This window comes from Microbacterium sp. NPDC089696 (genome assembly GCF_044749125.1).
In the GTDB taxonomy this organism is placed as follows: Bacteria; Actinomycetota; Actinomycetes; order Actinomycetales; family Microbacteriaceae; genus Microbacterium.
In genome coordinates, this window is sequence record NZ_JBIVHF010000001.1 from 1,663,804 (window position 1) to 1,686,220 (window position 22,417).

At 69.5% G+C, this 22,417-nt stretch carries 22 protein-coding genes; 20 read left to right on the forward strand and 2 right to left on the reverse strand.

What is annotated here, in order from left to right; genetic code table 11:
- The first annotated feature begins 202 nt into the window (after window positions 1–202).
- From rho to ACIPY8_RS08250, 4 genes are all read left to right on the forward strand, one after another.
- Complete coding sequence (rho, locus tag ACIPY8_RS08235; RefSeq protein ID WP_400816872.1) at window positions 203–2,122, forward strand: transcription termination factor Rho; 1,920 nt, start codon at window positions 203–205, stop codon at window positions 2,120–2,122.
- An 11-nt stretch (window positions 2,123–2,133) separates the two neighbouring features.
- A complete protein-coding gene (gene prfA, locus ACIPY8_RS08240) occupies window positions 2,134–3,213 on the forward strand; it encodes a peptide chain release factor 1 (RefSeq protein WP_400816874.1) in 1,080 nt (359 codons plus the stop codon).
- Between the two features lie 348 nt (window positions 3,214–3,561).
- Window positions 3,562–4,329, forward strand: coding sequence for a hypothetical protein (locus ACIPY8_RS08245; protein WP_400816876.1), 768 nt, complete (start codon window positions 3,562–3,564; stop codon window positions 4,327–4,329).
- 94 nt (window positions 4,330–4,423) lie between these two features.
- Complete coding sequence (locus ACIPY8_RS08250) at window positions 4,424–4,837, forward strand: hypothetical protein (RefSeq protein ID WP_400816877.1); 414 nt, start codon at window positions 4,424–4,426, stop codon at window positions 4,835–4,837.
- A gap of 9 nt (window positions 4,838–4,846) precedes the next feature.
- On the opposite strand, the gene epsC is transcribed toward ACIPY8_RS08250, so the two are convergent.
- A complete protein-coding gene (epsC, locus tag ACIPY8_RS08255; protein ID WP_400816879.1) occupies window positions 4,847–5,476 on the reverse strand; it encodes a serine O-acetyltransferase EpsC in 630 nt (209 codons plus the stop codon).
- Window positions 5,477–5,483: 7 nt separating this feature from the next.
- Window positions 5,484–6,422: a cysteine synthase A gene (gene cysK, locus ACIPY8_RS08260; RefSeq protein ID WP_400816881.1), complete on the reverse strand. Its 939-nt coding sequence runs from the start codon at window positions 6,420–6,422 to the stop codon at window positions 5,484–5,486.
- Between the two features lie 98 nt (window positions 6,423–6,520).
- Between cysK and prmC the strand changes: the two genes are divergently transcribed.
- The 16 genes from prmC (at window position 6,521) to ACIPY8_RS08340 (ending at window position 22,381) form a co-directional block, all read left to right on the forward strand.
- Window positions 6,521–7,381 carry a peptide chain release factor N(5)-glutamine methyltransferase gene (prmC, locus tag ACIPY8_RS08265; RefSeq protein ID WP_400816883.1) on the forward strand — a complete coding sequence of 287 codons (861 nt, stop codon included), beginning with the start codon at window positions 6,521–6,523 and terminating at the stop codon, window positions 7,379–7,381.
- Window positions 7,382–7,443: 62 nt separating this feature from the next.
- Window positions 7,444–8,148 (forward strand): L-threonylcarbamoyladenylate synthase, encoded by a 705-nt coding sequence (locus tag ACIPY8_RS08270; protein WP_400816884.1) that lies wholly within the window; start codon window positions 7,444–7,446, stop codon window positions 8,146–8,148.
- Window positions 8,145–9,317: a glycosyltransferase family 4 protein gene (locus tag ACIPY8_RS08275; RefSeq protein ID WP_400816886.1), complete on the forward strand. Its 1,173-nt coding sequence runs from the start codon at window positions 8,145–8,147 to the stop codon at window positions 9,315–9,317. Before ACIPY8_RS08270 ends, ACIPY8_RS08275 begins: the two co-directional genes overlap by 4 nt.
- The gene (locus ACIPY8_RS08280; RefSeq protein ID WP_400816888.1) at window positions 9,314–9,889 is read left to right on the forward strand and encodes a hypothetical protein; all 576 of its coding nucleotides are present in this window, start codon (window positions 9,314–9,316) and stop codon (window positions 9,887–9,889) included. The genes ACIPY8_RS08275 and ACIPY8_RS08280 overlap by 4 nt, the downstream gene beginning before the upstream one ends.
- 146 nt (window positions 9,890–10,035) lie before the next feature.
- Window positions 10,036–10,818 (forward strand): F0F1 ATP synthase subunit A, encoded by a 783-nt coding sequence (atpB, locus tag ACIPY8_RS08285; protein ID WP_400816889.1) that lies wholly within the window; start codon window positions 10,036–10,038, stop codon window positions 10,816–10,818.
- 43 nt (window positions 10,819–10,861) lie between these two features.
- A complete protein-coding gene (gene atpE / locus ACIPY8_RS08290) occupies window positions 10,862–11,098 on the forward strand; it encodes an ATP synthase F0 subunit C (protein WP_067115091.1) in 237 nt (78 codons plus the stop codon).
- A 27-nt stretch (window positions 11,099–11,125) separates the two neighbouring features.
- Window positions 11,126–11,680, forward strand: a complete 555-nt coding sequence (locus ACIPY8_RS08295; protein WP_400816891.1) for a F0F1 ATP synthase subunit B — start codon at window positions 11,126–11,128, stop codon at window positions 11,678–11,680.
- Window positions 11,680–12,471, forward strand: coding sequence for a F0F1 ATP synthase subunit delta (locus ACIPY8_RS08300; protein ID WP_400816893.1), 792 nt, complete (start codon window positions 11,680–11,682; stop codon window positions 12,469–12,471). Before ACIPY8_RS08295 ends, ACIPY8_RS08300 begins: the two co-directional genes overlap by 1 nt.
- Window positions 12,472–12,518: 47 nt before the next feature.
- Entirely contained in the window at window positions 12,519–14,159 is a 1,641-nt protein-coding gene (atpA, locus tag ACIPY8_RS08305; RefSeq protein WP_400816895.1) for a F0F1 ATP synthase subunit alpha, read from the forward strand.
- A gap of 19 nt (window positions 14,160–14,178) precedes the next feature.
- Window positions 14,179–15,078, forward strand: a complete 900-nt coding sequence (locus ACIPY8_RS08310; RefSeq protein ID WP_341934818.1) for a F0F1 ATP synthase subunit gamma — start codon at window positions 14,179–14,181, stop codon at window positions 15,076–15,078.
- A gap of 21 nt (window positions 15,079–15,099) precedes the next feature.
- A complete protein-coding gene (gene atpD / locus ACIPY8_RS08315; protein ID WP_400816897.1) occupies window positions 15,100–16,554 on the forward strand; it encodes a F0F1 ATP synthase subunit beta in 1,455 nt (484 codons plus the stop codon).
- Window positions 16,555–16,556: 2 nt separating this feature from the next.
- Complete coding sequence (locus ACIPY8_RS08320; protein ID WP_400816899.1) at window positions 16,557–16,817, forward strand: F0F1 ATP synthase subunit epsilon; 261 nt, start codon at window positions 16,557–16,559, stop codon at window positions 16,815–16,817.
- Window positions 16,818–16,893: 76 nt separating this feature from the next.
- Complete coding sequence (locus ACIPY8_RS08325) at window positions 16,894–17,640, forward strand: YaaA family protein (RefSeq protein WP_400816901.1); 747 nt, start codon at window positions 16,894–16,896, stop codon at window positions 17,638–17,640.
- A 118-nt stretch (window positions 17,641–17,758) separates the two neighbouring features.
- Window positions 17,759–18,544, forward strand: a complete 786-nt coding sequence (locus ACIPY8_RS08330; protein ID WP_400816903.1) for a large exoprotein — start codon at window positions 17,759–17,761, stop codon at window positions 18,542–18,544.
- Window positions 18,545–18,751: 207 nt separating this feature from the next.
- Window positions 18,752–19,561 carry a PP2C family protein-serine/threonine phosphatase gene (locus ACIPY8_RS08335; protein ID WP_400816905.1) on the forward strand — a complete coding sequence of 270 codons (810 nt, stop codon included), beginning with the start codon at window positions 18,752–18,754 and terminating at the stop codon, window positions 19,559–19,561.
- A 60-nt stretch (window positions 19,562–19,621) separates the two neighbouring features.
- Window positions 19,622–22,381, forward strand: coding sequence for an FtsK/SpoIIIE domain-containing protein (locus tag ACIPY8_RS08340; RefSeq protein WP_400816907.1), 2,760 nt, complete (start codon window positions 19,622–19,624; stop codon window positions 22,379–22,381).
- Window positions 22,382–22,417 lie beyond the last annotated feature (36 nt).

Here is a 22,417-nt window from a genome sequence, read left to right on the forward strand (position 1 = left end):
GCCCCATTGCAACTCTGCAAGACCCGCACGCCAAACCCCTGACGCACCGAGCTGTCGAGAGCGCCGCCTTCATCACGGAGTGCGGCTCTCACCGAGAGTCCGGTGCGGGGCCGGCCGACGCCGAGCGTCAGCCCGTGCGATCGTGCGCAGCACCCGTTGCGCACGTACCGCTCACGTCTTCGAGACCAAAGAGGGAGCACTCGTGGAGAACTTCTCCGAGACCCAGAACGACCAGGCGGCTCCGGCCGCCGAGGCCCCGGCAGCCGCCGCGGCCCCCGCGACCGACGCGCCGGCCGAGGCCGCGCCCGCACGCAAGCGCGCACCGCGCCGGGCGAACACCGCGACCGCGGCCGCGGCCGCCAAGGCCGAGAAGGCCGCCGAGAGCGCCGACGCGGCTCCGGCCGCCGACGCCTCCGCCGCCGAGGCGCCGGCCGCCGAGACCGAGGCGCCCAAGGCCAAGGCCCCGCGCCGCAGCCGTGCGAAGAAGGCTGACGCCGAGCCTGCCGCCGACGCCGCCGAGGCTCCGGCCCCGACCGAGACGCCCGCCGCCGCCGAGGCGAAGGCCGACGAGAAGCCCGCCGACGCCGGTACCGCTCCGGCCGAGGCCGCCGAGGAGCCCAAGAAGGGCCGCGGACGCCGTCCGGCCAAGAAGGCTGCCGCCGAGACCGAGGCGCCCGCCGCGGAGGAGAAGCCCGCCGAGCAGGCTCCCACCGAGGTGTCGTCGTCCAACGACTCCGCCGAGTCCTCCGACGGCGACGAGCAGGGCGGTCGCAGCCGGAGCCGCAACCGCAGCCGCAACCGCGGTCGCGGCCAGAACGGCAACGGCCAGGGCGAGCAGCAGCAGAGCAACGCCGCCGATGACGACCAGGGCGGCAACGGCCGCAACCGTCAGCGCAACAAGCGCCGCGGCGGCACCCCGACCGACGAGTTCGAGACCGAGATCGGCGAGGACGACGTCCTCATCCCGATCGCCGGCATCCTCGACGTCCTCGACAACTACGCCTTCGTGCGCACCACCGGCTACCTCGCCGGTCCCAGCGACGTCTACGTCTCGCTCGGCCAGGTCAAGAAGTACAACCTGCGCAAGGGCGACGCTATCGTCGGCTCGATCAAGCAGCCGCGCGAGAACGAGCAGCAGGGTCGCCAGAAGTACAACGCGCTCGTCAAGGTCGACTCGGTCAACGGCCTCTCGATCGACGACGCCGCGACGCGCGTCGAGTTCGGCAAGCTCACCCCGCTGTACCCGCAGGAGCGCCTGCGTCTCGAGACCGCGCCCGAGAAGCTCACGCAGCGCATCATCGATCTCGTCGCCCCGATCGGCAAGGGCCAGCGCGGCCTCATCGTCGCGCCGCCGAAGGCCGGCAAGACGATCGTCCTGCAGCAGATCGCCAACGCGATCGCGCAGAACAACCCCGAGGTCCACCTCATGGTCGTGCTCGTCGACGAGCGCCCCGAGGAGGTCACCGACATGGAGCGCACGGTCAAGGGCGAGGTCATCGCCTCGACGTTCGACCGTCCGGCCGAGGACCACACCACCGTCGCCGAGCTCGCCATCGAGCGTGCCAAGCGTCTCGTCGAGCTGGGCCGCGACGTCGTCGTGCTGCTCGACTCGATCACGCGTCTCGGTCGTGCCTACAACCTCGCCGCACCGGCCTCGGGTCGTGTGCTGACGGGTGGCGTCGACGCCTCGGCGCTGTACCCGCCCAAGCGCTTCTTCGGCGCCGCGCGCAACATCGAGAACGGCGGATCGCTCACGATCCTCGCCACCGCCCTCGTCGAGACCGGCTCCAAGATGGACGAGGTCATCTTCGAGGAGTTCAAGGGCACCGGCAACAGCGAGCTGCGCCTGTCGCGTCAGCTCGCCGACAAGCGCATCTTCCCGGCGGTCGACGTCAACGCGTCGAGCACGCGCCGCGAGGAGATGCTGCTCTCGGCCGACGAGGTCAAGATCACGTGGAAGCTGCGTCGTGCCCTCGCGGGCCTCGACCAGCAGCAGGCCCTCGAGGTCGTGCTCGGCAAGCTCAAGGAGACCCACTCGAACGTGGAGTTCCTCGTGCAGATGCAGAAGTCGATCCCGACGCTGCCGGCCGGCGGCCACGGGCACGACAGCAACATCCGCTGAGCGGAGCCACGGTGTTCGAGTCCGTCCAGACTCTGATCGACGAGCACCGCCGGGTGCAGGAGGAGCTCTCCGACCCGGCGGTGCACGCCGACGCCGCGCGCGCCAAGCGCGTGAACCGGCGCTATGCCGAGCTCTCGCGCATCGTCGCGGCGCACGAGGCGTGGGTCGCGGCCTCCGATGATCTGGAGGCCGCGCGCGAGCTCGCGCGCGAGGACGACGCGTTCGCCGACGAGGTTCCCGTTCTCGAGCAGGGGCTGCAGGCGGCTCAGGAGAGGCTGCGGAGACTGCTGATCCCGCGCGACCCCGACGACGCCCGCGACGTGATCATGGAGATCAAGGCGGGGGAGGGCGGTGCCGAGTCGGCGCTGTTCGCCGCCGATCTGCTGCGCATGTACATCCAGTACGCGGCGTCGAAGGGCTGGAAGACCGAACTGCTCGAGCGCAACGAGTCGGACCTCGGCGGATACAAGGACGTCCAGGTCGCGATCAAGGGATCGTCGTCCGACCCCGCGCAGGGCGTCTGGGCGCACCTGAAATACGAGGGCGGCGTGCATCGCGTGCAGCGCGTCCCGGCCACGGAGTCGCAGGGGCGCATCCACACGTCGACCACAGGCGTGCTCGTGTTCCCCGAGGTCGACGAGCCCGAGGAGATCCAGATCGACCAGAACGACCTCAAGATCGACGTGTTCCGCTCGTCCGGTCCCGGCGGTCAGTCGGTGAACACCACGGACTCGGCCGTGCGCATCACGCACGTGCCGACCGGCATCGTCGTGTCGATGCAGAACGAGAAGTCGCAGCTGCAGAACCGCGAGGCCGCGATGCGCGTGCTCCGTGCCCGTCTTCTCGCGAAGCAGCAGGAGGAGCTCGACGCCGTGGCCTCCGACGCGCGCAAGTCGCAGATCCGCACGATGGACCGCTCGGAGCGCATCCGCACGTACAACTTCCCGGAGAACCGGATCGCGGACCACCGCACCGGCTTCAAGGCGTACAACCTCGACCAGGTCATGGACGGTGCTCTCGAACCGATCATCGAGAGTGCGATCCAGGCCGATGAAGAGGCGCGCCTCGCCGCCGTCGGGTCCGAGGCCTGACCCGCTGTTTCTGCCGAACGGCAGAAACAGCGGGCGCGCGGTGACCATTCGACGCAAATAGACGGGCTCTGTGGAAGGCTCGCACGCGCGGGAATCCCGATCGTGCACCCTTGCGTCATGCCACGTCGCCGCCCTGAGTTGCCTTCCCGATTGCCCGACGCGTTCACAGTCGCTGAGGCCGGGATGCTCGGCGTCGGGAGATCCGCGCTTCGCGGCGACCATCTCGAGACGATTTTCCACGGGGCGCGGCGTCGTCGAGACTCCGGCACGGCAGTGTTCGACGATGCGCCGATCTGGGCGCGGCGCTCCGCAGAGTTCGCGCGGCTCATCAGCGCCTACATCCCACTCATGCCACCGCACGCCTTCCTGTGCGGGACAACCGCGGCTCACCTGTGGCAGATCCCGCTGCCTGCGAGGCTCCCCGCCATGATCGAGGTCGGCGTGCTCCGGCCGCGTACCGCGCCGGTGAGGCCAGGGCTGCGGGGGCGACAGTTCACATCATCCTTCGTCCTCGTCACGGATCGCCGCGGCATCCGTGTCACTGACCCCGCCTCGACGTGGGCGTCGCTGGGCGGGACGCTGCGCGAGGAAGAGCTGATCGTGGCCGCCGATCACGTCCTCCACATCCCGCGGCATCCCGGCGGGTTCGGACCGGTGACGGAGTCCGCGCTCGCGGACCGCGAACGCCTCGAGCGCTTCGCCGAACGCCGCGGTCGTCCCGGTGCCCCCGCACTTCGTCGTGCTCTGGAATACGCGCGCACGGGAGCAGCGTCCCCTCCGGAGACGCAGATCCGTTTGCTCATCCGTGATGCGGGTCTGCCTGAACCCGTGCTCGATCACGACGTATACGACGCTCGAGGGCGCTTCCTCGGATGCAGTGAGCTGGCGTATCCGGAACTGCGCGTTGCGATCGAGTACGAGAGCGACGGTCATCTCCTGCGCCATCAGCTCGAACGAGACATCGACAAGTACCAGGCATATGCCGAGGCGGGCTGGCTCACCGTCCGTCTGACCTCGGAGCACGTCTACCGTTCACCCCACGAGGCCGTCCGTCGGATCCGTGAGGCCTGTCGCCGATCGAGGAGAGTCTCAGACCCGTCTATCTCTGCCGTATGACGCAAATCATGCGTCTGTCTCTGCCGTTCGGCGGAAACAGACGGGTATGAGTGCGCTCCCACAGGCTCGTCCTCCCGAGCGCTATGCTCGGGCCGTGATCACGTTCCTGTTCCGCTCGCTGATGTACCTCGTCTCGGCCGGCCTCGGCCTCATCGTGGCCGATCTGCTGCTCGAGGGCTTCCGGATCCAGTGGGACGAGTGGTGGGGCTTCGTCGTCTGCATCCTGATCTTCGCGATCCTGCAGAGCGTGCTCGCCCCGTGGGTGAGCAGGCTCGCCGACCGCTATGCGCCGGTGCTGATGGGCGGCATCGGGATCTTCTCCACCCTCATCGCGCTCGTGATCGTCGTCCTGCTGCCGATCGGCGGCCTGCGTATCGTCGACGCGACGGGCTGGCTCCTCGGCGCGGTGATCGTCTGGCTCGTGACGGCGCTGGGCAGCGTGCTGCTGCCGCTCATCTTCCTCCGCAAGGACGTCGAGGAGAAGCGGGCGTCGGGTCGGAAGCGCTGAGCGCGGTCCTCAGATCGAGTAGTCGGGTGCCGTGAGCAGCGCCCTGGTGTCGTCGTGCGAGGTCCGCGCCCGCGGCTTGGCGGGGATGCCCACCAGCACGCTGTCGGCGGGGGCGTCCCGCGTGACGACGGCGTTCGCTCCGACGACGGAGTGGTCGCCGACGGTCACGGGGCCGAGGATCTTCGCGCCGGCACCCACAGCGACGCCGTCGCCGATCGTCGGGTGCCTCTTGCCCGAGTCGCGCGTGCGGCCGCCCAGCGTCACCCCGTGGTAGAGCATGACGTCGTCGCCGATCTCGGCCGTCTCGCCGATCACGACGCCCATCCCGTGGTCGATGAAGAAGCGGCGGCCGATCCGGGCGCCGGGGTGTATCTCGATGCCGGTGAGCCAGCGCGAGATCTGCGAGCCGGCGCGTGCGAGCAGCCGCAGCCGGCGACGCCAGAGCGCATGCGAGACGCGATGCGCCCAGATCGCGTGCAGGCCGGGATAGAGGAGCGCGACCTCGAGCGAGCTCCGCGCGGCGGGATCCCGCAGTCGGGCTGCCGCGATGTCCTCCCGCAGGCGAGCGATCACGCCGTCCCTCGGGATCGGGATCCGCGCGATCGCGCGAGCGATGCGCGGACGATGCGACCTGTCCATGCGTGGATCAGGACTCGCGCAGATCCTCGAACAGCGCGGTGGAGATATAGCGCTCACCGGTGTCGGGGATCACGACGACGATGGTCTTGCCGGCGTTCTCGGGACGAGCGGCGACCTGCAGCGCGGCAGAGACGGCGGCGCCGGACGACATGCCGACCAGGAGCCCCTCCTTCGCGGCGAGATCGCGCGCGACGCGCAGGGAGTCCTCGAACTCGGCGGTGATGACCTCGTCGAGCACGTCGCGGTCGAGGATCGCGGGGACGAAGTTCGGACCGATGCCCTGGATCTTGTGCGGGCCGGGGTGGCCCTCGGTGAGCACGGGGGAGTCCTTGGGCTCGACGGCGATGACCTGCACCCCGGGCTTCGCGGCCTTGAGCGCCTGCCCGGTGCCGGTGACGGTTCCGCCGGTGCCGACGCCCGCGACGAGGATGTCCACGGCGCCGTCGGTATCGCGCAGGATCTCCTGGGCGGTGGTCTCTCGGTGGATCTGCGGGTTCGCGGCGTTCTCGAACTGACGCACCCACACGGCGCCGGGCGTCTCGGAGACGATCTTCTCGACCTCCGCGATCGCGCCCTTCATCCCGAGCGTCGGATCGGTCAGCACGATCTCCGCGCCGAAGGCCTTGAGCAGGACGCGGCGCTCCTTCGACATCGAGGCGGGCATGGTGAGGATGACCCGGTAGCCGCGCGCCGCACCGACCATCGCGAGCGCGATGCCGGTGTTGCCGCTCGTGGACTCGACGATCGTTCCGCCGGGCGTCAACTGGCCCGATTCCTCGGCCGCGTTGATCATCGCGATGCCGATGCGGTCCTTCACGCTGGAGGCGGGGTTGTAGAACTCGAGCTTCGCGAGCACCGTGGCGCCGAGGCCCTCGGTCACCCGGTTGAGGCGGACCAGCGGGGTGTTGCCGAACGCCGTGGTGATGTCGGAGTGGATGCCGGGCATGGGGAGCCTTCCTGGGTGCGGGGTGACTGCGACCCAGCCTAGGCGAGCCCGGGGAGCGGTCGCCGAATGTGACGGCCGGTGCCCCGTACGCTGGACGTATGCCCGACACCTCCCTCGCCTCCCTCGTGCGCGCCGCGGCGCAGCGGCTCGCCGATGCGGGGGTGACGGATCCGCTCGTCGACGCCGAGCTCCTGGCCGGCCACGTCCTGGGTCTGCGCCGCGGCGAGGTGCAGGCCGCCCTGGTGCGTGGCGACGGCATCCCGGACGATCGGGCGACGGCGTTCGACGAGGCGGTCGCGCGTCGTGCCGCCCGAGAGCCGCTGCAGCACATCACGGGGGTCGCGCCGTTCCGTCACCTCGAGCTCGCGGTGGGCCCCGGCGTGTTCGTGCCGCGTCCCGAGACCGAGACGGTGGTGCAGTTCGCGATCGACGCGCTCCTCGCCTCGCCGGACCCCGCGCCGGTCGCGATCGACCTGGGCACCGGATCGGGCGCGATCGCCCTCGCGATGGCCACCGAGGTGCCGCACGCCGTCGTGCACGCGACCGAGCTCTCGGCCGAGGCCTACCCCTGGGCGCTGCGCAACACCGCCGGCGTCGCGAACCTCACGCTCGTGAACGAGGACCTCCGCGAGGCGTTCCGTGACCTCGACGGCACGGCGTCGGTCGTGATCTCCAACCCGCCGTATGTGCCCGACGCCGCGGTGCCCCGCGACCCGGAGGTGCGGCTGTTCGATCCGCGCATGGCGCTGTACGGCGGGGAGGACGGGCTCGACATCGTGCGCGTCCTCAGCGTCCGGGCGGCCGAACTGCTGCGACCGGGGGGCCTGCTCGTGATCGAGCACGGCGAGCTCCAGGGGGAGGCCATCCGCAGCATCCTCACGCGTGACGGCTGGAGGGCCGCGGCGACGCACCGCGATCTCACTCTCCGCGACCGGGCGACCACGGCGCTGCGCTCCTGACGCCGCGAACGGCCGCGCCGTCACCGGTCGCACAGACGACCCCGGACTAGAATCGGAAGGTCATGTCCTCCATCTTCGACTGCGGCGACGAGTCCGAGCTCCTCGCCGGCATGCGCCACGCCCGCCAGGCGATCGCCCGGGGCGAGCTCATCGTCATGCCCACCGACACGGTCTACGGCGTCGCCGCCGACGCCTTCTCACCCGCCGCGGTGCAGCGGCTCCTCGATGCCAAGGGGCGCGGGCGCAACCAGCCGCCCCCTGTGCTGATCGGATCGAAGGAGACCCTCGCGGCTCTCGCCGAATCGGTGCCGGAGCCGGTGCAGCGCCTGGTCGACGCATTCTGGCCCGGAGGCCTGACCATCGTGCTTCCCGCCCAGCCCTCGCTGGTCTGGGACCTGGGGGAGACCCAGGGCACCGTCGCCGTCCGCATGCCGGAGGGGCGGGTGGCCCTCGAGCTGCTCGCCGAGACCGGACCCCTCGCGGTGTCGAGCGCCAACCTCACCGGTCGCGACGCCGCGATCTCCGCCTACGACGCCGAGCGGATGCTGGGCGACAGCGTCGCGGTGTACCTGGCCGACGGCATCAGCAAGGAAGGCGTGGCCTCGACGATCGTCGACGCGACCTCCCTCGTGCCCCGGGGTGCGGAGCCGACCACCGGCACCGTGCGCGTGCTCCGTGCCGGGGCGATCAGTCGGGAGCGTCTCGAGGAGGTGCTCGGCGATCTGCTCGAGCCCGGCCCGCCGCTGCAGCAGGACGAGGATCTGTGAAGCAGTACCTCCTCACGGTCGTCATCACCGCCGCGATCACGTTCGCGCTGACCTGGGCGGTGTGGAAGCTGAGCCTGCGGTTCAAGCTCTACCCCGAGATCCGTGAGCGCGATGTGCACAAGACCCCCACGCCGCGTCTGGGCGGCGTCGCGATCTTCCTCGGCATCGCGGTCGCGATGGGCGTTTCCGCGGCGAACCCGTTCTTCGCGACGATCTGGATGCCGCCGCAGACCATGTGGTCGATCCTCGCGGCCGCCCTGCTCATCGCGATCATCGGCGTGGTCGACGATCTCTGGGACCTCGACTGGATGATCAAGCTCGGCGCGCAGTTCCTCGCCGCAGCGATCATTACGATCGGCGGCGGACTGCAGATCCTGTCGCTGCCCTTCGGCGACCTCATCGTGTTCTCCAGCTGGCTGAGCATCACCATCACGATGTTCGCGATCGTGATCGTCATGAACGCGGTGAACTTCATCGACGGGCTCGACGGCCTGGTCGCAGGGGTCTGCCTGATCGCGAACGGCGTGTTCTTCGCGTACTCCTACATCCTCACGCGCGACACGGGCGCCTCGAGCTACTTCAACCTCGCGTCGTTCCTCGCGGCCGTCCTCATCGGCGCATGCATCGGGTTCCTCCCCTTCAACTGGAGCCCGGCGAAGCTCTTCATGGGCGACTCCGGCGCCCTCGTCCTCGGCCTGCTCATGGCGACCTCGGCGATCGCGGTCACGGGGCAGCTCGAGCCCTCGGCGCTCGACCTCGAGCGTCTGGGCCGCTCGCAGCTGCTCGGCGCGTTCATCCCGATCCTGCTGCCGCTGCTCGTGGTGCTGCTGCCGCTGCTCGACTTCGGCCTCGCCGTGCTGCGTCGCATGAACGCCGGCAAATCGCCGTTCTCGCCCGATCGCAAGCACCTGCACCATCGGATGCTGGATCTCGGCCACCGCGACCGCGACGCCGTGCTCATCTTCTACGCCTGGACCGCGATCATCTCGTTCGCGGTGCTCCTGATGTACGTGGGCGCCCGTGAGGACTGGCCCGGGCAGTATCTGCCCGGCGTCGGCTTCGGCGTCCTGGGCATCGCCGCCTGCCTCGTCATCACCCTGATGCCCTCCCGTCGTAAACGAGTCGCGACGGATGCCGAGCCCGACCCGACACCCGTGGAGTCCTCATGAGCCCCAATCCCGTATCCAGTACCCCGATCCTGCGGAAGACGCTCATCTGGTCCGCCGTCTCGATGGTGGTCCTCGCGATCGTGGCCGGCCTGATCGGCCTGCTCGTCGGCGGGGGAGAGGGGCTGATCAGCGGTCTGCTGGGGGTCGTGCTCGCGATGCTGTTCCTCGGGATCACGGCTCTGAGCATCCTGATCGCCAACCGCTGGTTCGGTGACCCGCTGTACGTGCAGCTGTTCTTCGCGATCGTTCTGGGAGGCTGGCTGCTGAAGCTCGGCCTCTTCGTGGTGATCATGATCGCGCTCAGCGGTCAGCCGTGGATCCATCCGATGGTGTTCTTCCTCTCGATCGTCAGCGGAGTCGTCGCCACTCTCGTCATCGACGTGATCGTGATCACGCGGATGCGCCTCCCGAACGTGAGCGATGCGTCCCTGCCGACCGAGGCGCCGGCGGACCGGGCGCCCGGCGGCGTGCAGCTCCCCACGGTCGTGCCGGAAGACCGTGCCCCCGGTCGTCACGACCTCCTCGCCGACGACTCGGCGGAGGGAGAGCGTACCGACCCCGAGCGGTCTTAGGGAACCCTCAGATTCTGATAGGGTTGAGACGTGCCCGCCGCTCGCCCGCGAGCGCTTGCGCTTGAAGCACACCGACCATCGTCGCCCCGGTTCTGACCGGTGCCCCGAAGCTGGAGCCCGCGCTGTTCAATCTTGCTGCGACCCTGATGCCCAAACTCGCCACGGACGGCGAGTTCCACGGACCTTCGATCGACGAGTTCTTCCCGGAGATCCTGTTCAATGTGGCGGGTATCCCCGTCCACCGGATCCACCTGGTCCAGCTCCTCTCCGTGATCGTCGTGGTCCTGCTGCTCGTCCTCGGGACGCGCCGCATGAAGGTCGTCCCCGGCCGTTTCCAGAGCGTCGTCGAGATGGGCCTGGACTTCGTCCGCGGCGGGATCGCGCACGATCTCCTGGGCCGCAAGGACGGCAACCGGTTCCTGCCGATCCTCACGACGATCTTCTTCATGACGCTGTTCATGAACATCACGGGCATCATCCCGTTCCTGAACATCGCCGGTACGAGCATCGCGGCCGTGCCGCTCACCCTCGCGCTCGTGAGCTACGTGACCTTCATCTACGCCGGCATCAAGAAGAGCCCCGGAGGCTTCTTCAAGAACGCGCTCTTCCCCTCGGGTGTGCCGTGGCCGGTCTACTTCATCGTGACCCCGATCGAGTTCCTCTCGACGTTCATCATCCGTCCGGTCACCCTGATGCTCCGACTCCTGATGAACATGGTCGTCGGTCACATGCTGCTGGTGCTGTGCTTCGCGGCCACCCAGTTCTTCTTCTTCACCGCTGGCGGCGGCTGGGCTGCCCTCGGTATCGGAACCCTCGCCTTCGGCGGCGCCTTCACTCTCTTCGAGATCCTGGTGGCCGTCCTGCAGGCATACGTCTTCACCGTCCTCACCGCGGTCTACATCCAGCTCGCGGTCGCAGAAGAGCACTGAGCGGGTCGGCAACTGCCGATCCACCCAACGAAAGGAAAAACCCGTGGACGCTACTACGGTTCTCGCTGAAATCAACGGTCACATCGCGGCGGTCGGCTACGGCCTCGCAGCCATCGGCCCGGCCATCGGTGTGGGCATCGTCGTCGGCAAGACCATCGAGGGCGTCGCCCGTCAGCCCGAGCTGGCCGGTCGCCTGCAGGTCCTCATGTGGATCGGTATCGCCTTCACCGAGGCGCTTGCGTTCGTCGGCATCGCCGTCGGATTCATCCCCTTCCCGTAATCTCTACCGACTTCTGAAGGAGACAGGATGCTGAACGCTCTTGTCACGAACCTCGCGGCTGAGGGTGAAGCGCACAACCCGCTGATCCCCGCGTGGTACGACATCATCTGGTCGGGCCTGTGGTTCCTCATCATCCTCCTCGTCGTGTGGAAGGTCGCCCTTCCCAAGTTCACGGCGATGCTCGACAAGCGCTCCGCCGCGATCGAGGGCAACATCGCCAAGGCCGACGAGGCTCAGAAGCAGGCCGAGGCCGCGCTCGAGGAGTACACGCGACAGCTGGCCGAGGCACGCACCGAGGCCGGTGAGATCCGTGAGGCCGCCCGCGAGGACGGCAAGAAGATCGTCGCCGAGGCCAAGGACACCGCATCGAACGAGGCAGCTCGCATCACTGCGGCCGCGCACTCGCAGATCGAGGCCGAGCGTCAGACGGCGCTCGTCTCGCTGCGCAGCGAGGTGGGCACGCTCGCCATCGATCTCGCCGGCGGCGTGGTCGGCGAGACGCTCTCCGACGATGCACGCGCGACGGCGGTCGTCGACCGCTTCCTCGCCGACCTCGAAGCATCCGAGAAGGCGGCTCAGTAATGGGCAGCGCGACCACTCAGGCACTCGCGGCATCCACTCAGACGCTTGCCGCAGCGAAGGGCGTCACTCTCGACACGGCGCAGGAGCTGTTCGCAGCCGCCCGCGCCGTGGCGGAGTCGTCCCAGCTGAGCGGCGCGCTGGCCGATCCTGCGGCTGCGGCCGCGGCGCGACAGAACGTCGTGACCGCGGTGTTCGGCGCGTTCTCGCAGAACGCGCAGGACGTGCTGAAGACGGCCGTCGCCGAGCGCTGGTCGTCCGCCGCGGAGCTGACGGACGGCATCGAGGAGCTGGCCATCCGGGCCGCGTCCATCGCGGACCCGAAGGCCGACATCGAGGGGGAGCTCTTCGGCTTCTCCCGCGTCGTCGCCGCCAACCCGGAGCTCGAGCTCGCGCTCGGCAGTCGTCTCGGGGGCGAGTCCGCCAAGGGCTCGCTCATCGATCGTCTGCTCGCGGGCGGGGCGACGAGCGCCTCGACCGCGCTGATCGTCTCGTCGCTGGTGCGTCAGCCGCGCGAGCGCCGCGTTCGTCAGCTGCTCTCCCGTGCCATGCGGATCGTCGCGAGCCAGGGCGACCGCGTCGTCGCCACCGTCTACACCGCGAAGCCGCTCACCGCAGCCCAGCGCACGCGCCTGAGTGACGCGCTCTCGCGCCGTTACGAGGGGACGGTGTCCCTCAACGAGGTCATCGATCCCACCGTCGTCGGAGGTCTGCGCGTGCAGATCGCGGACGACGTCATCGACGGCAGCATCTCCGCCCGTCTCGCCGACCTTCGCCAGAAGCTCGCCGGCTAACACGACTTCGCGCGGGGAACCGCGCACCCAGATACAAAGGGAAGACAATGGCAGAACTATCGATCAGCCCCGACGTCATCCGTGACGCGCTGAAGGACTTCGCCGCGGCATACGAGCCCACCGGGGCTGCGGCGACCGAGGTCGGCACCGTCATCGACGCCGCCGACGGCATCGCCCACGTCGAGGGACTGCCCGGCGTCATGGCGAACGAGCTCGTGACCTTCGCCGATGGCACCAAGGGTCTCGCGCTCAACCTCGACGAGCACGAGATCGGCGTCGTCGTCCTCGGCGACTTCACCGGCATCGAGGCGGGTCAGGAAGTCACCCGTACGGGCGAGGTCCTCTCGGTCCCCGTCGGCGACGGCTACCTCGGCCGCGTGGTCGACCCGCTCGGCAACCCGATCGACGGCCTCGGCGCGATCGCGACCGAGGGCGTCCGCGAGCTCGAGCTCCAGGCCCCCGGCGTCATGCAGCGCAAGTCGGTGCACGAGCCGATGCAGACGGGCATCAAGGCCATCGACGCCATGATCCCCGTCGGCCGCGGTCAGCGTCAGCTGATCATCGGCGACCGCCAGACCGGCAAGACGGCCATCGCGATCGACACGATCATCAACCAGAAGGCCAACTGGGAGTCGGGCGACGTCAGCAAGCAGGTCCGCTGCATCTACGTCGCGATCGGTCAGAAGGGCTCGACCATCGCCTCGGTGAAGGGCGCGCTCGAAGAGGCCGGTGCCCTGGAGTACACCACGATCGTGGCCGCTCCGGCATCCGACCCCGCCGGCTTCAAGTACCTGGCTCCCTACACCGGTTCGGCCATCGGCCAGCACTGGATGTACGGCGGCAAGCACGTCCTCATCATCTTCGACGACCTGTCGAAGCAGGCCGAGGCCTACCGTGCCGTGTCGCTGCTCCTGCGTCGTCCGCCGGGCCGCGAGGCCTACCCCGGCGACGTCTTCTACCTGCACTCGCGTCTGCTCGAGCGGTGCGCGAAGCTGTCCGACGAGCTCGGCGCCGGATCGATGACGGGCCTCCCGATCATCGAGACCAAGGCCAACGACGTCTCGGCGTACATCCCGACCAACGTGATCTCGATCACCGACGGCCAGATCTTCCTCCAGTCCGACCTCTTCAACGCCAACCAGCGTCCGGCGGTCGACGTGGGTATCTCTGTGTCGCGAGTCGGCGGTGACGCCCAGGTCAAGTCGATCAAGAAGGTCTCCGGAACGCTCAAGCTCGAGCTGGCCCAGTACCGCTCGCTCGAGGCCTTCGCGATGTTCGCGTCCGACCTCGACGCCGCGTCGCGTCGTCAGCTCTCGCGCGGTGCGCGTCTGACCGAGCTGCTCAAGCAGCCGCAGTACTCGCCGTACCCCGTCGAGGAGCAGGTCGTCTCGATCTGGGCCGGTACCAACGGCAAGCTCGACACGATCGAGGTCGAGGACGTGCTCCGGTTCGAGCGCGAGCTCCTGGACTACCTGCGTCGCAACACCTCGGTGCTCGACACGCTCCGTGAGACCAACGTCCTCGACGACGACACGGTCGCGGAACTGTCGAAGCAGACGGATGCCTTCATCCTGGAGTTCCAGGGTGGCAAGGGTCACGCCATCGGCGCCCCCGGCCACGAGGAGCACGCTGCGGCCGAGGCCGAGGACGTCAACCAGGAGAAGATCGTCAAGGGTCGTCGCGCGTAATCGCGTGAGGAACTGATTCATGGGCGCACAACTCAGGGTCTACAAGCAGAAGATCTCTTCTGCTCAGACGACCAAGAAGATCACGAAGGCGATGGAACTCATCGCGGCTTCGCGCATCCAGAAGGCGATGGCACGCGTCAAGGCGTCCAGCCCCTTCGCGCGGGCCGTGACGAGGGCCGTGTCGGCCGTCGCGACGCACTCGAACGTCGACCACCCGCTCACCCGTGAGCCTGAGAACATCCGCCGCTCCGCGGTCGTGATCTTCTCGTCGGATCGCGGTCTCGCCGGAGCGTTCAACTCGCAGATCCTCCGTGAGGGTCTCGAGGTGGCCTCGCTCCTGCGCGAGCAGGGCAAGGAACCGGTGTTCTACCTCATCGGTCGCAAGGCCGTCGGGTACTTCCAGTTCCGTCGCATCGAGTCGGCCGCGGAGTGGACCGGCGACACCGACACCCCGTCGTTCCACACGGCGGAGGAGATCTCGGCCACGCTGCTCGAGGCCTTCTCGCGCGGTGCGGACGAGGGCGGCGTCGACGAGATCCACCTCGTGTACAACCGTTTCGTCAGCATGATGACGCAGTCGCCGGAGTCCGTGCGTCTGCTCCCGCTGGAGATCACGGAGGCCGACGACTCGGAGGCGGGCAGCACGGTCTACCCGCTGTACGAGTTCGAGCCGGACGCCGAGACCGTTCTCGACGCGATCCTGCCGGTGTACATCCAGAGCCGCGTCTTCAACGCCCTTCTGCAGTCGTCCGCCGCCAAGCAGGCTGCGACGCAGAAGGCGATGAAGTCCGCCAGCGACAACGCCGACAAGCTCATCACCGACTACACCCGTCTGCGCAACAACGCGCGTCAGGCGGAGATCACGCAGCAGATCGCAGAGATCGTCGGCGGCGCCGACGCCCTCTCGTCGAGCAAATAGACCATCAGGAAAGAGACGATAATGACTTCCATCGCCACGGCTGACCAGCCGGCGACCGCGGTCGTCGGGCGCGTCGCACGCGTCAACGGTCCGGTTGTCGACATCGAGTTCCCGCACGACTCGATCCCCGACATCTACAACGCTCTGAAGACCACGATCGCCATCGGCGAGGAGTCGACGGAGATCACGCTCGAGGTCGCCCAGCACCTCGGCGACGACCTGGTGCGCGCGATCGCCCTGAAGCCGACGGACGGCATCGTCCGCGGCCAGGAGGTGCGCGACACCGGCGAGGCCATCTCGGTCCCCGTCGGCGACGTCACCAAGGGCAAGGTCTTCAACGTGATCGGCGAGGTCCTCAACGGCGAGCCCGGTGAGACCGTCGAGATCACCGAGCGCTGGCCGATCCACCGCAAGGCGCCGAACTTCGACCAGCTCGAGTCGAAGACCACCATGTTCGAGACCGGCATCAAGTCGATCGACCTCCTGACCCCCTACGTGCAGGGTGGAAAGATCGGTCTGTTCGGCGGCGCCGGCGTCGGCAAGACGGTCCTCATCCAGGAGATGATCCAGCGCGTCGCGCAGGACCACGGTGGTGTGTCGGTGTTCGCCGGTGTCGGCGAGCGCACCCGTGAGGGCAACGACCTCATCCACGAGATGGAGGAGGCGGGCGTCTTCGACAAGACCGCCCTCGTCTTCGGCCAGATGGACGAGCCGCCGGGGACGCGTCTGCGCGTCGCCCTCTCGGCTCTCACGATGGCGGAGTACTTCCGCGACGTGCAGAAGCAGGACGTGCTGCTCTTCATCGACAACATCTTCCGCTTCACGCAGGCCGGTTCCGAGGTCTCGACCCTTCTGGGCCGTATGCCCTCGGCCGTGGGCTACCAGCCGAACCTCGCCGACGAGATGGGCCTCCTCCAGGAGCGCATCACCTCGACGCGCGGTCACTCGATCACCTCGCTGCAGGCGATCTACGTGCCGGCCGACGACTACACCGACCCGGCCCCGGCCACGACCTTCGCGCACCTCGACGCGACGACCGAGCTCTCCCGTGAGATCGCGTCGAAGGGTCTGTACCCGGCCATCGACCCGCTGACCTCGACGTCGCGCATCATGGACCCCCGCTACCTCGGCGAGGACCACTACCGCGTGGCCACCACGGTCAAGCAGATCCTCCAGAAGAACAAGGAGCTGCAGGAGATCATCGCCATCCTCGGTGTCGACGAGCTCTCCGAGGAAGACAAGATCGTCGTGTCGCGTGCACGTCGCATCCAGCAGTTCCTCTCGCAGAACACCTACATGGCCAAGAAGTTCACGGGCGTCGAGGGTTCGACCGTCCCGCTGAAGGACACCATCGAGTCGTTCGACGCGATCACCCGCGGTGACTTCGACCACGTGGCCGAGCAGGCCTTCTTCAACGTCGGCGGCATCTCCGACGTCGAAGAGCAGTGGGCGAAGATCCAGAAGGAGAACGGCTGACCATGGCTCTGCACGTCAGCCTCGTCTCCGCGGACGCGGAGGTCTGGACGGGAGAGGCGAGCCTCGTGGTCGCCAAGACCGTCGAGGGCGAGATCGGCTTCATGACCGGGCACGAGCCGGTCCTGGCGATCCTCGCCGAGGGCCAGGTCCGGATCACCCAGACCGACGGCACCAAGGTGCTGGCGAACGCGCAGGACGGATTCCTCTCCATGGAGGGCAACGACCTGACGATCGTGGCCGGCAACGCCGCCCTCATCGCCTGATCAGTTCCACTCATCGCGTCCGCCTCGACCCCCGCACGGGTGTCGGGGCGGACGCGTCTCTGCGTCACGAGGTCCCATGAAGATCCTGCTCCCACCGTCCGAGACGAAGCGCCCCGGTGGTGACGGCGCTCCGCTCGATGCGGCGTCGCTCGCGCTGCCCGCGTTGGGCCGGACTCGGGAGGCGGTGATCGACGCCCTGGTCGAGCTCGCCGGGGATGAGGATGCCGCGCGCTCCGCGCTCAAGCTCAGCGCGAAGCAGGCGCATGAGGTCGCGCACAACGCGGCGCTCCGCACGGCGGCCACGATGCCGGCCGTCGATCGCTACACCGGCGTCCTCTTCGACGCCCTCGATGCGGCGTCGCTGTCGACGGCCTCTCGGCGATGGCTCGGCGCGCATGTGTGGATCCATTCCGCGCCGTTCGGGCCCGTCGGCGCTCTGGACCCGATCCCCGCCTACCGTCTCGCGGCGGGCACCTCGCTTCCCGGCGTCGCGCCGCTGCGTCGGCACTGGGCGGAGGCGACGTCGGAGGCGATCGCGGGGGAGGAGCCCGCGTTCGTGCTGGATCTCCGCAGCGAGGCCTACGTCGCGCTCGGACCGATCCCCGCGTCCGTCCCGTCAGCGTACGTGCGCGTCGTGACGGAGCACGGCCGTGCGCTCAACCACTTCAACAAGAAGTCGAAGGGCCTCCTCGTGCGCGCCCTCGCGGACGACCGACCCCGCGTCCGGTCGTTGCGTACGCTGCGGTCGTGGGCGGGATCGCGGGGCATCGTCCTGCGCGACACCGACGTCGACCGCGTCCTGGAGCTCGTCGTCGCGGAATGACGTGCGGACGCGGGTGGGGACTTCTCCCCACGCGTGTCGTTGCCGGTGGTCACAGCGCACCGATATGGTGGGTGTCGCAGCGCGCACAGCGACTGCTCCATCGGATCCGGAGGGGATCATGTACAACGACTACTACGACAGCGGGGCGGCTCTCGGCGCTGTTCTCGCTGGTCTCTTCATCGGCCTGCTGTTCGCAGCGGCGTTCTATGTGATCTCGTCGATCTTCCTCATGAAGATCTTCGAGAAGGCGGGCGTCGAGGGCAAGTGGCGCGCCTGGGTCCCCGTCTACAACATGATGGTGTTCGCGAAGCTCGGCGACGTCTCGCCGTGGGTCGTGCTGATCGGCTTCGGCCTCTCGTTCATCCCGTACCTGAACTTCCTGACGGGCCTCGCGCTCGCGGTCGTCCTGGCCCTCGCCGCCTGGCGTGTGGGCCTGAAGCTGCAGAAGGATGCCGTCTGGGTCATCCTCTTCGTGCTGCTGTCGATCGTCTGGTACGGCATCAACGCCTTCGACAAGTCCCGGTGGAACCCGAACGTCGCCCCGGCTCCGTGGGCCGACAACGGCTTCTTCGGCGACAACACGGTGTGGCAGGGCATCCCCGTGCAGCCGCGTCCGGCCGCCGCTCCGGGATACGGCGCCCCTCAGGGGTACGGCGCTCCGCAGCAGGGGTACGCCCCGCCGGCTCAGCCCGGCTACGCGCCGCCCGCACAGCCCGGTTACACGCCGCCGGCCGCTCCGCAGCAGGCTCCCGGCGTTCCGCCCGCCGCGCCGCAGGTCCCGCCCGCGGCTCCGCAGGTCCCGCCCGCAGCGCCGCAGACGCCCCCGGCTCCGCCCGCCGCTCCGCCGGCAGCACCGCCCGCTCCGCCGGCCGCTCCGTCGGACCCCAACCAGCCCCCGGCCTGATCGCCGGCACAGAGCCCTCGACTCCGGTCGGGGGCTCTGTGCTGTGCCGGGCACGGCGCCGCGCCACGGATCGTACGAGTCGGGCGTCGGGAGACGATAACGTGGAGGCATGGGACGACCGCGGAGCGCAGTTCGGCGGCGCGGAGTCCACTACGATGTGTGAGTATCCTGGGGCCACCCGATCCAGGGGTATTTCGGAGGCGACGAGTGGCTGAGACGACGACGAGGACGCACAGCGTCACGGTTGCGCAGCATCCGCTGCTCCTGTCCTGGGCAGGGGCGACGGACGTCGGACGTCGTCGCGAGACCAACCAGGATGCGTTCTTCGCCGAGTACCCCCTGTTCATCGTCGCGGACGGCATGGGCGGTCACGCGGGTGGCGAGATCGCCAGCCAGAGCACGATCTCCCGCCTCGAAGCCCTGGTGTCCGACGGCACGGTCGAGCGCGACGCGATCGAGCGTGCGCTCGAACTCGCCGTCGGCGACATCGCGGACCATCCCGACACCACGGACGAGGGCACCGGGACGACGCTCACCGGCGTCTTCCTCGAGTTCGCGGACGACGAGCCGCACTGGGTCGCGCTCAACATCGGCGACTCGCGCGTGTATCTCCTGCGGGACGATCGACTCGTCCAGGTCACGACCGATCATTCCGTCGTGCAGGAGCTCATCGCCGCGGGCAAGATCAGCCCGGAAGAGGCCGAGGGCCATCCGTACAGCAACGTGATCACCCGCGCCGTCGGAGCGAGCGAACTGACGCCTCCGGACTACCTCGCGCTCGAGGTCAGGGCCGGCGACCGATTCGTGATCTGCTCCGACGGTCTCACCAAGGAGCTGACCGACTACGGCATCCAGCACTTCCTCCGTGAGAACGCCGAGCCCGCGGCCGCCGTCGACGCGATGCTGGCTGCGGCGCTGGAGAACGGCGGACGGGACAACGTGACGCTCGTGATCGTGCAGGTCTCCGAACAGCCCGAGGGCGCCGACCCGTCCTCCACATCCGAGGAAGTCGTCTGACCCGCGCAGGAGTCTGTGGAGAGGGGTGATCGCCCCGCGACCGCGGTGTCCACTGGGGGCATGGACTCCCTTCCGATCACGATTCCGCCCGCGCCCACGCCGCCGGGACGGACCCCGCTCCCGATCCTCGCCGCCCTGGTGCCGGTGATCGGGGGGATCGTGCTGTGGCTCGTGACGGGGTCGATCCTCTCCCTGTGCTTCGCCGCGCTCGGGCCGCTCATGCTCGTCGCCGGTGCCATCGACGGAACGCGCTCCCGATGGTCGGCGCGCCGGCGGGCGGAGGCCGAGGAGGACGCCGGGTGGCTCCGGGCCGAGGACGAGCTGCGCGAACGACACGAGGCGGAGAGGATGCTCCGCCGTCACCGCGACCCGGACGTCGTGACCGCGCTGTCGGACCCGCCGCTTCGGGACGGGCGGCAGCTGGATGCGGAGACTTCCATCGTCGTCGGCTCGGGCACGCGACCGAGCACCCTCCGTGCCGGGGGCGGCGAGGGGGAGCGGGCTCGCGAGTTCCGGGTCCGCTGCGCCCGGATCCAGGACGTGCCGGTCGCGGTGCAGCTCGGGTACGGCGTGGCGCTGCGAGGAGGGTCGACGCTCACAGCCGCTGCCGCGCGTGCTCTCGTGCTGCAGCTGTGCCTGCGATTCGGCGCATCGCAGCTGGTCCTCGTCGGGAGCGCGGTCGAGCGTCTCGGTCTCGCCGCCCTCCCGCACGCGCGCGCCGTGGGGCGCGCCGGGTTCCGACTGGCGGTCGTCGAGCACGGGGAGACGCTCGACACCTCCGCGGAGGCCGCGCTCTGGGTGCTCCCTTCTGCGGAGACCGTTCCGCAGGGGATCGCCTGCGTGATCGACATCGAGGAGGTGCAGCAGGCGACGGTCCGGACGCCGGACGGCGTGGTCCAGATCAGGCCGGAGTTCGTCTCCCGCGCGCAGGTCCGCTCGGCTGCCCGAGAGCTCGACGACGAGGAGACGACGGCCGCCTCGGTGATCCCCGACCGGGTGCTCCTGAGCGACCTGGCGCAGAACGCGCGTGCGTCCTCCCTCGCGGCGACCCTCGGGCGGAGCGAGCGGGACGCGGTGGTCCTCGACCTCGTGGAGGACGGGCCGCACGCGATCGTGACCGGGACGACAGGCTCGGGCAAGAGCGAGCTGCTGGTCTCGTGGGTGGCGGCTCTCGCGAGCGCGTACGGTCCGGACCGCGTCGTGTTCGTGCTCGCCGACTTCAAGGGCGGCACCGCGTTCGAGGCGCTGCGGGCTCTTCCGCACGTCGTCGCCGTCGTCACCGACCTGGACCCCGCGGGAGCGCGTCGGGGCGTGTCCAGTCTGTCGGCGGAGCTGCGACGCCGCGAGACGGTCCTCGCGGAGCACGGGGCGCGCGACATCGCCGAGGTCGACATGCCGCGGCTCGTCATCGTCGTCGACGAGTTCGCCGCCCTGCTCCAGGAGCATTCCGATCTCGCGTCCGTCTTCACGGATATCGCCGCCCGCGGCCGCGCTCTGGGGATGCATCTCGTGCTCGGGACCCAGCGCGCGGTCGGGGTCGTCAGGGACGCCCTCGCGGCGAACTGCCCGTTGCGGGTGTGTCTCCGCGTGGGCGATCCGGCCGACAGCCGTGCCGTGATCGGCAGCGACGACGCGGCGCAGATCACCGGCGGACCGGAGGCTCGAGGCCTCGCCCTGGCCCGACGGCCCCGCGACGACAACGCCCGAGCGCTGCGGGTCGCCCTCACGCAGGCGGACGACCTGGAGCGCATCGGCGAGCGATGGTCCGCGTCGCCTCCTCCACGGAGCCCGTGGCTGCCGCCGCTGCCGACCGTGCTGGCGCTCGCGGACCTCCGGCGAGAGGCCCCCGGGGGAACGATCGTGCTCGGACGAGCGGACCTCCCGGAGCGTCAGGAGCAGCCGCTCGAGCTCCTGCGGGTCGGGAGCGACCGGGGGATCGCCGTGATCGGGCAGAGCGGCTCCGGGCGGAGCTCGGCACTCCGCGCGATCGCGGTGCAGTGCCCCGGCGTCGTGGAGGTGCCGATCGACCCGGAGAGCGCGTGGGACGTGGTGAGCGCTCTCGCGACGGCCCCGCCGTCAGGACGGCCCGAGCTGATCCTGTGCGACGACCTCGATGCGCAGCTGGAGGCGCTCCCCGCGGAGCACGCGGCGCACCTGGCGCAGCTCTGGGAGAGGATCATCCGGGGGAGACCCGAGGCGACGATCGTGCTCGCGGCGACGAGGTCGAGCGGTGCATCGGGGCGGATCCTCGATCTCCTCCCGAGGCGCGCGGTGCTGCGCACGGGCGGCCGCACGGAGCATCTGGCGGCCGGGGGCGACCCCGAGGGATACGTTCGCGACCGACCGGCTGGACGCGCGCGCATCGGCGATCACGACGTGCAGCTCGCGTGGACTCCCGAGCAGCGACTCCGCTCGTCGCGAGCGCGGGGCGACCGGACGTCGACATCCTCGTGGCGTCCGAGCGCCGCGGTGACCGCTGTCGTCAGCGCCGGCGCGAATCAGGCGATCGCCGACCTCGCCTCGATGTTCCCCGACTGTGCGGTCGTGGCCCCCGCCGACGTCGGCTCGGTCGACCGGAAGCCGCGGACGATCCTCGTGGCGGATGCCGAGACCTGGCAGCGCGAGTGGAGTCTCTGGCAGCGTGCGCGCGCCGACGGCGAGATCCTGGTCCGCTCCGAGAACCCGACCGACCTCCGTCAGCTCGCCGCCGTCCGCGAACTCCCGCCGTACGCGCGCCCTCACGCCGGTCGCGCGTGGGCGGTCCGGGGGTCCGAGTCGCCTCGACGAGTGGTCGTCGACGCCTGGCGGCCGCGGCGCTGAGGCCGCATACGCCTCTGGTGTCGCGGTCGTGTCGAC